Origin of the sequence: Spirosoma flavum (assembly GCF_042686045.1) — a bacterium.
Classification (GTDB): Bacteria; Bacteroidota; Bacteroidia; order Cytophagales; family Spirosomataceae; genus Spirosoma; species Spirosoma flavum.
In genome coordinates, this window is the sequence record NZ_JBHUOM010000050.1 from 1 (window position 1) to 12,378 (window position 12,378).

The following is a 12,378-nucleotide window of genomic DNA, read 5'->3' on the forward strand; positions in this document are numbered from 1 at the left end:
AAAAAAAAGACCAGAGCAAGGCTCTGGTCTTTTCAATGCGACACCAATATAAATTAAAGACTTATTTATCGTAATTGGCATTTTGGGGATCCCAATTGGCCCAACCTTTAGTCCAGTCGGTTGTACCGAAGCCACCAATGAACGTTTCCTTGGTGAAGAAGGTATCAGCTCCCTTACCATCCCAGATGGCGCCCGTCAGTAATGGCGAACCTGTTTGGGGCAAGAAATTTGGTGCTGTCAGCGTAAAGCTGGCCGTATTAAGCAGCAAAGCCGCAACACCCGTACTTGGAATAATCTGGTTTTTGTAGGCTGCCGTGTTAAAGAAGGCTTGAGCCTGCGCATCTGTGATCGCACCGGCACCCTTCACCGGAGCGGTCATGTTGGCTATTACAACCCCATGCAATTGCAAGGCTCCGCTCGTAGCATTATCGAGCGTACCGGTTGTACCCGTTGGCGCGTCTAACCGCAATCCTTCAGGATAACCCACTAAAAGCGAGTTGAAAATACTCAGCGATGTATTCCGGCGAAGATGCATACCCGACTGATACGCGCCACTACCCTTAGATGTTGGCACGTTTGATGGCGTACCGCTAAACACAAAGTTGCTCATATTGGCAAAGACACCGGCTGTCAGAGGTAGACCAGCATTTGCACCTGTAGCAGGTAAACCCGGATTAAAGTTATCCGACTCAAAACCATTAGAACCCGATTGGTCAGCGACGTCAGTGTCACGTAAAGAAAGGCCGTACTGCACCTTACCAGACCAGCCCCAGTCCGTATCCCAATCATCATCCCAACCCCGGAAAGCAATGAGGTTTTTCGCATTGACCGTGCCACCAAACCACTCGTAGGAATCGTCACCACTGTAGGACACCTGAATGTGGTCGAGCGTTGTACCCGCCCCAACACCGTATAATGACAGACCATTAATTTCGCTATTAGCCAGAAGAGCAATACCGCCAAACTCAATACGTACGTACTGTAGCGTTCCCGAATTATCATTGACATCCGTATAAGTGCCTACTATGCCTGGAAGTCCGCCTTCAAAGCCGGTTGCACCTGGCTGATTGACAGGCGCTTTGCCCATTATGACAATACCACCCCAGTCCCCGTAATTACGCGAGCCAGCGGCTTTGTTCGATGTGAATACGATAGGCGCACTAGCTGTACCAGTAGCCACGATTTTAGCACCGGGTAAAACAATTAGAGTAGCTCCCTGCTGTTTACCCGCTGGGTCAACTTCTTTGCCGCCCCCTCTAATAATTGTGCCCGCTTCAATGGTTAGTGTAGCGGGTGCTACTACCTGCACAAAACCACGCAGGTAATAAACATTACCAGCCGTCCATTTTGTGTCAGCTGTAATATTACCCGTTATTTCCTTAACCGGCTTAGTTCCCAACGCAAACGCTGTTGAGCTGGTGACCGTTGCACCGCCTGACGTAACAGCAATAGGTGTACCGGCATTCGCAGGTACCACAACGGTTAGTGAGGTGGTAGAAGCCCCCGTCACGGTTGCCGCTACACCTCCAAAGGTTACTGTATTACTGGCAGGGGTAGCATTAAACGCGGTACCCGTAATTACGATGGGTGTACCAACCGGTGCGGACGACGGGGTAAAGCTAAGGATGCTCAGTACCGGACCAGGCGTGTCATTATTTTTACAGGATGAAACGGCTATAAATAAACCGAGTACCAACGCTACTACGGGAATCCAGGTCCTGCCTGGCGAGGCCCGACGAGCCGATTGAGAAAATTGCATAAACATTGGGTTGTGTTTGAATTGGGTAATATTGGAATTGGTGTACTTAAGGAATGACCGTTCGGCGACCGAAGGTGTAAATCGCACTGGCGGTGAAATAGCTGCCACGCTTAAACTTGCGCACCATCTGATCGGCACCAGCCGTTTGGGATGTCACATCGCTGCCTATTTTACCATCGTGGTTGAAATCCTGTGCAAACCGAACGGCTTGGTTCAACAGATCCTGGATGCCCACACGGACTTCAATTTTCTTGCTGAATTGTTTAGTCAGGTTTAGATCAATCACGTTACGGGGCAGTTCGTAAACAGTTGGATTCTGGCTGTTGCCTACTGTAAAGATTCGCTGCCCGTAAATGTTGTAGAGTATGTTCCACTGCCAGCCTGAGTTGGGAGCCGCGTAATAAACACCAGCGTTAATGAGGTATGGCGATTGACCCGCCAGTGCCCGTTTGGTATCGGCGATGCCGCGGATATCGTATTGCTGAATTGTACCACTTAAATCCGGTGCTTTTACAAAGTCGCCGACGTTGACCTGGCTTTTAATCAGCGATACATTACCAACCACCGACAGATTTTGCAGGAATGCACTGGCTGAGTTCTGGAAGCCTTTGCGTAGTTCGATCTCAACGCCGTAGTTCTGCGCCGATTGGGCGTTAGTAAACGTATAGGCTAGACCGTTCCCCTGGAACAGCAGGTATGATTCTATCGGATTCGTAAAGTGTTTGTAGAACCCCGTTACGGAGATCAGTTCATTCGCACTTGGATAAAATTCCCACTTGGCATCCAGGTTCTGAATTTTGGCCGTCGTTAGAGTTGTGTTACCCTGAATATCGGCCAGCAGATTGAAGTCGTAGTAGTTAAACGGCGCTAACTCCCGAAACTCGGGTCGGTTAACAGTTGAGGAGTACGCAAAGCGTAGGTTTGTCTTTTCGCTCAGTTTGTAGGTAAAATTGAGTGACGGCAGCGGACTGAATATTTTGTTGGTCACCAGGCGGGTTTCAACCCCATTTACATTCGATTTGATACCCTGGTCGTTGTACTCACCCCGGAAACCAAGCGTTAGGCTCGCGTTTGGTCCGAAATACACGTCGCCACTCACGTAGCCTGCGAGGTACGTATTGATACCCTTGTAAGCATCCCGGTCACGCGTCCCATCGAGCAGCGAGAAACTCCCATCAGAACCCGTTACATTTTCAGGCGCAAATATGGTGGCTATATCCCGTTGCTTGGCCGCCGAGGCACCCCCTACGGCCTGATAGCCGTAGAAATGGGCAGAATAATCTCGATTTTTCTGTTCGGTATAGACACCGAAGCGAATTTTGTTGGGTTCCCGATCTGTTGGGTTGCCAAAAGTATGTTCACCATTGACAATGGCCGAGATGACGTACTCGTGCAGTTTCGAGTTGAATCGGCCTACCTCTGTCGGCGTTGGATCGTTTGGCGTGGCGAGCAAAAACGGAGCTGGCTGACCATCCGATCCGGTTGCACCAGTTGCTCTCAGGTAACGCGCCCGTTTCCAATCAGGCTCCCAGCGGCCAGTGTAGCCAAAGCTGCCTACCCAGTTAATTTTTGTCAGGGGACTTATGGTATGTTCTCCGGCTAGTTGCGTAGTCAAAATACTGCGGTTCTCAAACCGTTCCGAATAACTTCGCACGTCGTAGCCATCGGCCACCTGAGCCCCTGTTCGAATAACAGTCTCAGTAGTGCTAAGTTGATTATACAGCGTTTTCCATTCTAAGGTAAAGGCTGGAGAGAACCGTGCCGACCAGTTGTGAAGTATTCCCAGGCGGGTCTGACGGGCGTAGTTAACATCATTATATTGCTGCGTAACGGCATTGGCGATAGTGCCGTTATCGTACAATTTCAGGTCAATGTTTGAGAATTGATTTGTCGTTGCATAGTTGATACTCGTCAGATTGCTGATGCGAACATTACCCACGTCAAACCGACGGCCCATATTCAACGCAAAGCGTATGTCAGGAGATACCGTGGCCTGTTGAAGACCCCAGGTGTTCGGTAATAAACGGGCATAGGCAGCTCGTTGCAACGGATTCAATGCGTTGAAGGCGGCTGAGGTAGCCGGAAAACTAGTGGGAACCTGTTGGCTGGCATTCCAAAGACCGATTGAATTCAGGCCCGAACTAGCTTGGGTCTGCACGTTTTGAAAGGTGGTGTTGTTGCGGTAGCCAAATGTTAAGCCTGCATCCAGAAAGTTTTGCTCGGGTCGCCGTTTAGTATAAATTTTAATAACCCCACCGGCAAAATCGCCGGGCAAATCAGCCGATCCTGACTTATAGACAATCATCCGATCAATAATATTGCTGGGTACCAGATCAAACGAGAACGAGCGGGTATCGACCTCTGTAGAAGGCGTAATGACATCGTTTATCAGCACCGAGTTATACCGGGCTGCCAGCCCGCGAATGAGCACAAATCGATTATCAACAATACTCACTCCAGGTACCCGGCGGATGGCTGCGGCTGCATCCCGGTCCTGAGATTTCTGAATCTGCTGCGCCGAAATACCCACAGCAATCGGCTTGAGTTGTTTAATTTCCGTGATGACAGCAATCTCGGTATTGGTAGCCCGGTTGCCCCGAACAACCACTTCCTGAAGGGCCTGCCCCTCAACGGTTAATTCTGTTTCAACGACGGTTGTGTTGCCCGATTCGACGCGCACATTCGGAATTTCCTTCGTTTTATAAGAGATGTAGGAGATAACAATTTTCTGCGTTCCGGCAGGTACATTGGCAATTGTAAAATTGCCATCAACGTCAGTAGTTACGCCCAGTTGTGTGCCGTCAATGCGGACCGTGCAACCAATGAGGACTTCCTTTGTTTTCTCGTCCCGGATGGTGCCGCGAACCGTGCCCAGAGGAGCCTCGTTGCGGGCAAAGACTGTAAAGAAACTTAAAAATAAAAAGAGTGATAAAATATTCCGATTCATAGTGGTAATTGGGGTGTCGCTTTCGCACCGCAAAACTACCGGGCCGATGTTACCCCAGTATTACCTCAGTATTATGGTTCTATTAATCCCTTTTTAATATAAACCAGGTTATTGTTACTTTGCAAATCCAGATACTATGGTAAAATAGCCACTTGTATGAAAATGGTCATGTTTTGGCTTCTTGTAGTTTATGACCGGGATGTTAAGATGGTGAAATAGATGGGACTTGGTCCAAGCTATTACTTTTTCGACAACCAGGCTACCGGTTCATTTGACAACTCTTTATCGAGTGGCCCGGCCATTGAACAATCAGTTTATGTATACTCATGTATGAAAATACCCAAACTAAAAAACTCACAAAGGCCCTTGGTCTGCGGGATGAACTGGTCCGTAGGGCCAGCCTAACGGGTACTGATCCAGCTCCGGAAGCGGCAAGATTACAAACACTCATTGAGCAGATCGAGGTTACTTCTCAGCAGTTTGATCGACAGGTTGATTTGTACTGGGTACTGGCCGAAACGCGGAGGGGGTTAGCCAATGGGAACGACAAGGCTATTAAGCCGTTAATGGATCCATTGTGGAAAGATATTATCTGTCAATTTAGAGATGGGACAGTAGCGAATGATCTACTAAAAATCCTCTGCCAGAAGATTCAGCGTTTACTGCTGCCTACCTTTCCTGTCAGCCGGAAAAACCCCGCCTTCCCCAAAGAAGTACGCTTGTATGAAGATTCGTATGCCCTTTTGGGGGAGTATTTTGGTTGGTTAATTGATCTCTTACAGATCGTCCACTTCACGCCGAATCGCATACGATGTACGCTAGCCGAGTTACAGGAGCAGGCTGGTCAGTTCAATACCTTGGCTGGTCAAGGTAGGCAATTCGCTGAAACCCTGCGAGAAATCCAGCTAACCCAACTTCTTTTACATCGACAACTTGATCAGGCTATTGGCGCAGCCCGTGGTCGAATGCTCATCTATAGACGAGAAGCCAGACGAGTAACCAAGTTATCTTTATAGAGTGAAAGTTGATAATAGAGATTCAGTAAATCAAGTGGAGAGAAATTAAATTCCCACGTTCATTTCTGAGAATACATAAAGTTTGGTGGCCATTTGTTTGTACACTAGAGAATTATCTGCGTACCAATTACATTGATTCTTGTTAGTAATAGTTTTATAGACAAATGACATAAGGATATATACGCTACAAATCTGATATCGTTTACCTTTTTTACTGGTTTTCACCCCTTTACAACTAAATTAGACATCTATACTGGCAAGGGCATTGACAGCCGGAGGCTAGTCGTGAGTCGGTTGTTAGAACAGTTTTCTAATTGTCTCAATAACTCGCCAAACGCCCGCAGAACCTGCATTAGGCCCCAATAATGGGTAGCCTTTAAAAGGAAAATAACGGCATTCCCCAACCACAAAGAGGCATTCCGCTTATTTGATCTTATCAGTAGTCTTAAATTATCGAAGTTAGGGACACAATAGATAAACGGGCAGACAGGATGGTATACAGTCGGGAAGTGTGTTTTGAGGGTTCTCCGCCTTCTATCCCCGTAATTATCGAACGAGTTCGTCAGAATACAGGGATTCAAGCCAGTTACTTGACCAACAAGTGGTTGCTAGCCAACTCAGTTGACTCTAGCGACGTGTTTAGCTTGTATCAGGAGAGCGAAAGTACTCTCTTACTTCTGAATGAAGGTACAGAAACGACCCTTTTACGAGCAACTTTATATGCGCTACTTGAACTTGGGGGCTATTATGAGGATTGGTGTGAGTAAGCCCTTAACCACCTTTTATTGGGAAAGTAGGCTTGGAGTTGAAAGCCTGGAATTTACGACCGCACGCCCGTGCTACGTTTCCTTTTTTAGCCATAAGTAATCGAGATAGATGTTCACACTGGATTTCAGTTACGATTTTCGGTAGCATCCGTATTTTAGTTATTCTATTCTTTTACCGAAATTTGTGATGTGAATAGACGCACGCTATCTTATCTACTGAGCAGCTTTTTGTTTTGCATAAGTGACATCTATGCCCAAAGACCGGGAAACGTACTGGAAAGAGATTCGACAGTAAAGGCTGATACCAGTAAACTGTTCGACCTGATTGATGTTGGGAAGAAACTGTTTCGTACGTCAATCAGCAAACCTCAAGCCACTGATGGTAAAACAATTTATTTTTCAGTGTTGCCTTTCTCTACGCAGGTGCCAGGTGGTGGAACGGCTCTGGTAACGTCAACTACGGCTGGTTTTTATCTTGGTAACAGAAGGGATACCTACATGTCAAAAGTGACTTTCACGCCGTATTGGAATCTCAAACAACGCTTTGGGCTCCCAATTCGCTCTTATATCTGGTTGGATCAAAATCGTTGGGTTATTAGTGGTGACACCCGGTTGATGGTCTACCCGCAATACACTTGGGGCTTGGGTCGGCAATATAACGAGGGGGGCAAACTGCTGGTGAATTATTCTTACCTACGTCTCTATCAGCAAGCCTTAAGACGCTTTTCTAAAGGCTTTTTCGCCGGTGTAGGGTATCACGTTGATTACAGAATTAATATTCATACAGATTCCCCCGAACCCCTTTTACAGGAGTATACAAACTACACTGTTGGAACGGCACAGGCTTCAAACAGCTTTTCATCGGGTGTGAGCCTGAATATGCTTTTCGACACACGCAACAACTCACTTAACCCCTGGGACGGCCTTTATGCTAGTTTACAGTACCGAGTTAATCCCCACTTTTTAGGAAACAACCAGTTATGGCAGTCAATCTACATTGATCTTCGCCGGTATATCCGTTTTGATGTCAGTGCTCAAAAACAAAATATGTTGGCGTTGTGGTGCTACGTGTGGAAAGTTTTTGATAAAGATGTACCCTACCTTGATCTTCCCAGTCTGGGATGGGAAGATTATAACCGTTCTGGAAGAGGGTTTGATCAAAACCGATACAGGGGCCGGAACCTTTTGTATTTGGAAGCCGAATATCGACGTGATCTGACAAATGATGGCTTTTTTGGCTTTGTACTATTTGCCAATGCGAACACGGTGAGTGGTCCTAATAGCACCTATTTGCTTACATGGAATCCCGCAGCAGGAGCTGGGATACGCATTAAAATGAATAAACGGTCGGGAACCAACATTGGGCTAAACTACGGCCTTAGCCGGGATTATTCAAGCGTTAATCTGACGCTGGGAGAAGTATTTTAGCCTATACTATTAGTAGTGTATTGTCAAATGAAAGTGGACAAAGGTAGTCGCAGAACGAAGATAAAAGGAGAAGAAACAAATTCAGCAACTAAAACTAATTAACTGCCGAATGATTATAACGGATAGCGTGTAGGGCAAAAGTTCTCTGCCTGTTTTAAGAAACGGACCAACCAATGGTACAGTGTTTTATAGGTAGGTGAGTGACGAATTTTAGCCTTACTTGATTGAAATGGGCTCGGTTAGCTTTACATAATAATCCTGTTCAGTCTGTTTTTTGATATAAAACTGCGTCGTTTCAAATAATTCATGACGTAAATGCCGCTGCACGTGCACCGGTTCTATACCAGCCTGAATCAACAACTGACCCGTTGTATGCCGCAGACTATGGGCCGATAGCCGTGGGCGTTTGAGGTCCAGTTTTCGCAGGTACTTATCAACCCGGTACCGGATTTGATACGTTTTCAGATCAGCCCATAATGCCTTACCCGCATGTGCCGGGAGCGGCCAGTACCTTTCATCTTGTAAATAAGTCTTCAGGGCCTGTGCGCAGGTATCAAACAGGTGAACATCTTTTCGTGTATCTTTCCCTTTTCCTTTGACCCATAATCGTTTCCGCTCAAAATCGATATCCCCTACCCTCAACCTGGTCACCTCAACGGTCCGTAATCCTTCTATCACTAAAAGAGCCACCAGAGCCCGGTCGGCAGAATCCTCAATAGCATGGAGTAACTCGTCGCGTTCGTCGCGTTGTAAACTGTCTTTATAAAACTTACGTTCGGTAGTGAGTCCCCGCACGGCGGCCACGTCCCGCAAGGCATCCGCCTGATCAGTCGACAAACCAACTGGCGTCCGGTTTTTGATTATCCAAGTAGCTAATTGTTTGATGGCCGAAAGCCGAACATTAACAGTAAAAGCCGATAGGCCTTCTTTTTTGAGCCATTCGACGTATCGCCCTACTGTATGTCCATTGAAGGAGGCTTGCTTTCCCATCAACTGTTCATCGGTCAGGTAGCGAAAAAAAGCATTAAGGGATTTGGTATACGTATTTTTGGACTCATCGCCCCGCAGGGTGGTCGTATCCCGCAGAAAGCCCAGAATTAGTTCGTTTGCTGCTGGAATGGTTGTCGATGCATGTGGTGGATCAACAATCAGACGAGGTAATCCCTGAGTGTAATAAAAAAGGAGAAATTTCCGTAGGGGGGAAACCCGGTTAGCAGGCAAGGCAGCCGCAAAGAGACTCAGACTAATTCGGTCAATGGTATATTTGTTGGTCAGGCAAAAGATCAGGTATGGTCGAACAATTCGGGGGTAGTTACCGGGTTTAGGCAGCCAGGCCGCAAAGTAGTTCAGGACCTGAGTCAGGGTGAGTACACTCCTAGCAGCCTGAATGCCCACACCGGCATCCGTATCGGTGGTAGCAGATAAAGAATACTTTGCCATCGATTGATTCTAATTTTTATGGGACAATTTATAAAGAAATTCAACATCTCGGAAATACTCATTTCCGAGAATTGTTGAAAAAAGACCTTTTTGACTGCTATACACTATCAATGTATGAATCAACCCAATTGCCGGGAGAACTAATTGTGAGCACATGTAGTCCAGCCTACGCCTGTATCTAAGGTGAGCAAATGTCGTGATGCATTTTCTAAGCACGCCCATCGGCAGTGGTCAGTAGGCATATTTAAGGCAAAATTCGACTAACGAATTATTTCATCAGATTGACCTAACTTTAGAGACAATTCCAAGATTCGTAATAATCAACAAGTCGCCCATATTTCATAAAGGACAAAATGTCCTTTATGAAATATGGGCGACTTAGCAGTACGTGGGACTATGAATATGATTCGACCGATATTTATTTTCACTAACCTGTTGAGTGAGTTAGGATACATTATTTCACAAAACGACCTCTGCATAGCCAGTCACCCTATTTCCGTAAACTACTGTATCTAACTTAATAAACGTAAGTTATTTACCCTGCTGTTGCAGTTGACGGGCACATTCAATTATTTCGTTGCACAACTGATTTATGTTAGTTTTTTTCGCATTCAGTTGGCTAACTAATTGATAAAGCTCTTGTTTCAACTTGGCCGTTTTATCAGGTGATAGAGGCCGAGATGATTTACTATCGGTTTGCCCTTTAGGCTCATCTTGTTGAATGACCCGGTCTAGTTTGGCTTGATTTGAAATTAGTTCTAAAGGTTTTTCGGATCGGCCTAGTTGTTGTACCATGCCCTTATCCACCTTTATCTTGCCAGATAGGATATCCTGCCTAAAGTCAGGCGTCAATCGTTCCAGACCCTGAGCATAAGCACCATCTCGTTTTATAGTTTTTTCACTGACACTGAATTGCTTACCTAGACGATGTGCTGTAGTTTCCCGGCTTTCTCCTTCAGACTCTACCTCTTTCAAATCAGACTCCTTCTCATAAAGGTCACTCTGACCCTTTTGATCATCCCGTAGGTATTTGCCCTTTTCCTGTTTTTCCTTTAAATACCGTAACCCTCGCAAATACGACACCTGCTCAGGCGCAAGATTGCGTCGACCCAGCTGATTATCAATCATAAAGAACTTCACCTCCTCAATGGACGAAAAGTTCATCAGGTACACTTTAAAATCCAGCTTATACTTCTGGCATATGGCATATCGATTGTGCCCGTCAATGAGAATGTATACTGGGGTTGTGGTATCCAGATTCGCTATTTGCTCGCCTGCCGTTTCCCAAACCAGTAGTGCTTCCCGACAGCCATTCTGTTTAATATTTTCTTCCAGTTGTTTGTATTCATCAGGTAATAATGGTGGGATATAAGCAGCTAACTCGGGTAAAACACGAATATGCTGCTTGATATCTTCGTGCCGCAATAAACTCTGATCTTTAATCATCGTTTTTCCAGCCAGAGCCACCTGATATTTTTTTGTCATGGAGAGGTTAATATGAGTGGAACGATTTCGATTAAGCTCGTTTAGCACTTTGTCTAGTTAATTCTAGTGCCAGATTATGGTAATCACTGGCCCCATTTGAATCTTTCGCGTAAGTAAATATATCCTGTTGGGCTATTTGAGATTCCTTTAAAGCAACATTCAAGCGAATCTCGACGTTGAAAATTGTAAAATTCGTTAATACCCCCCCCCGAATGTAGTTGATCATATCCCTATGCACGTTCAATCGTTTATCCACTAAAGTTAAGATGATGCCTTCTACCGTTAACTCGTGGTTGATTCGGTCTCGCACTTGCATGATGCGTTCAAAGAGGTTATTAATTCCTTTCATAGCTGAAGCTTCCGGCTGAAGAGTGATCAGGCAGGATGTTGATGCCACTAAAGCCGAATTAGTGAATATATTCAGTGCGGGTGGACAGTCTATAAGAATATAATCATATTGAGCTCGTAGAGTGGAAATTACATTCTTGAGTTGGTTAACTCCGCCCACAGCCTGTACCAATTCTAAATCAGCGTTGGCAAGTTCTAAGTCGCTGGGAGCTAAATCGAAGTTATCACTGATTGGCACAATTGGCAGGGGCTCATTTTTCAACAAAGCGTGAACGACTTGCTTTTGAGGTTCTTCAATCCCCAGTACTTGCGATAGGTTACCCTGCGAATCCAGATCGATGAGTAGCACCCTGTGTCCTAACAACGATAGAGCCTTCCCCAAATTCAATGTCGTTGTTGTCTTACCAACGCCACCTTTATGATTGGCGATAGAAATAACTTTTGCCTTTCGAGCTGACGTGTCAACAAACCCATATTTTTTTAGAATTGGATACAATGATGCCAAATGTTTTGCATTCAGAACTCGGTCGCCCGTCAGGGCTTTTGTAAGGGTAGTTGTCGGAATACCTGCTTCCTGTTCAATCACAGAAGCGGATAAGGCTGGGTTTTGCTGAAAGAACGTTATTACGTCAGCGTTAGTGATCATACAGACAAACTATGTTATTTGTCCTAAAAATAGGACAAATAACATAGTTTGTCAAGTAATATAGACTACAGATATACTGCTTCATTAAAGAGCGTTGTGAACTGCCTGCTTACTTTTGCCAATTGCGAGGAAATACCCGTCCAACTACGAGGAAAGTACCGTCACGGAAAAACAGATTTCCTAGTTTATTCGGGCAGAATGTGTGTTACAAGAGGTCTTTTTTTTAAAAAATTAAAAGAAACCTGCCTATTAAAAAAATTAGCTTGGCATTTAAATATTAACTATATTAACTATTAAAGGCTCCGTAAGCCACTGAAATCCAATATGTTACGGGGTCAAATTGCGAGGAAAGTACCGTCAATTGCGAGGAAAGTACCGTTTAACTGCGAGGAAAGTACCGTCAATTGCGAGGAAAGTACCGTTTAACTGCGAGGAAAGTACCGTCAATTGCGAGGAAAGTACCGTTACTGCGAGGAAAGTACCGTCAACTACGAGGAAAGTACCGTTACTGCGAGGAAAGTACCGTCAGGGAGACCTTTTAA

At 45.5% G+C, this 12,378-nt stretch carries 7 protein-coding genes; 2 read left to right on the forward strand and 5 right to left on the reverse strand.

What is annotated here, in order from left to right; translation table 11 throughout:
- Window positions 1-61: 61 nt before the first annotated feature.
- Together ACFS25_RS31075 and ACFS25_RS31080 are read right to left on the reverse strand one after the other, a co-directional pair.
- Window positions 62-1,765, reverse strand: coding sequence for an IPT/TIG domain-containing protein (locus ACFS25_RS31075; RefSeq protein ID WP_381509005.1), 1,704 nt, complete (start codon window positions 1,763-1,765; stop codon window positions 62-64).
- A gap of 40 nt (window positions 1,766-1,805) precedes the next feature.
- Window positions 1,806-4,706 carry a TonB-dependent receptor gene (locus ACFS25_RS31080; protein ID WP_381509006.1) on the reverse strand — a complete coding sequence of 967 codons (2,901 nt, stop codon included), beginning with the start codon at window positions 4,704-4,706 and terminating at the stop codon, window positions 1,806-1,808.
- Window positions 4,707-5,032: 326 nt separating this feature from the next.
- Between ACFS25_RS31080 and ACFS25_RS31085 the strand changes: the two genes are divergently transcribed.
- Entirely contained in the window at window positions 5,033-5,722 is a 690-nt protein-coding gene (locus tag ACFS25_RS31085) for a hypothetical protein (RefSeq protein WP_381509008.1), read from the forward strand.
- A 956-nt stretch (window positions 5,723-6,678) separates the two neighbouring features.
- Window positions 6,679-7,917 carry a BamA/TamA family outer membrane protein gene (locus ACFS25_RS31090; RefSeq protein ID WP_381509009.1) on the forward strand — a complete coding sequence of 413 codons (1,239 nt, stop codon included), beginning with the start codon at window positions 6,679-6,681 and terminating at the stop codon, window positions 7,915-7,917.
- A 216-nt stretch (window positions 7,918-8,133) separates the two neighbouring features.
- On the opposite strand, the gene ACFS25_RS31095 is transcribed toward ACFS25_RS31090, so the two are convergent.
- The 3 genes from ACFS25_RS31095 to ACFS25_RS31105 form a co-directional block, all read right to left on the reverse strand.
- A complete protein-coding gene (locus ACFS25_RS31095) occupies window positions 8,134-9,357 on the reverse strand; it encodes a tyrosine-type recombinase/integrase (protein WP_381509011.1) in 1,224 nt (407 codons plus the stop codon).
- Window positions 9,358-9,888: 531 nt separating this feature from the next.
- Entirely contained in the window at window positions 9,889-10,842 is a 954-nt protein-coding gene (locus tag ACFS25_RS31100; RefSeq protein ID WP_381509013.1) for a hypothetical protein, read from the reverse strand.
- Window positions 10,843-10,873: 31 nt separating this feature from the next.
- On the reverse strand, window positions 10,874-11,836 hold the full coding sequence (locus ACFS25_RS31105; RefSeq protein ID WP_381509015.1) for a ParA family protein: 963 nt from the start codon (window positions 11,834-11,836) through the stop codon (window positions 10,874-10,876).
- Window positions 11,837-12,378: the final 542 nt, after the last annotated feature.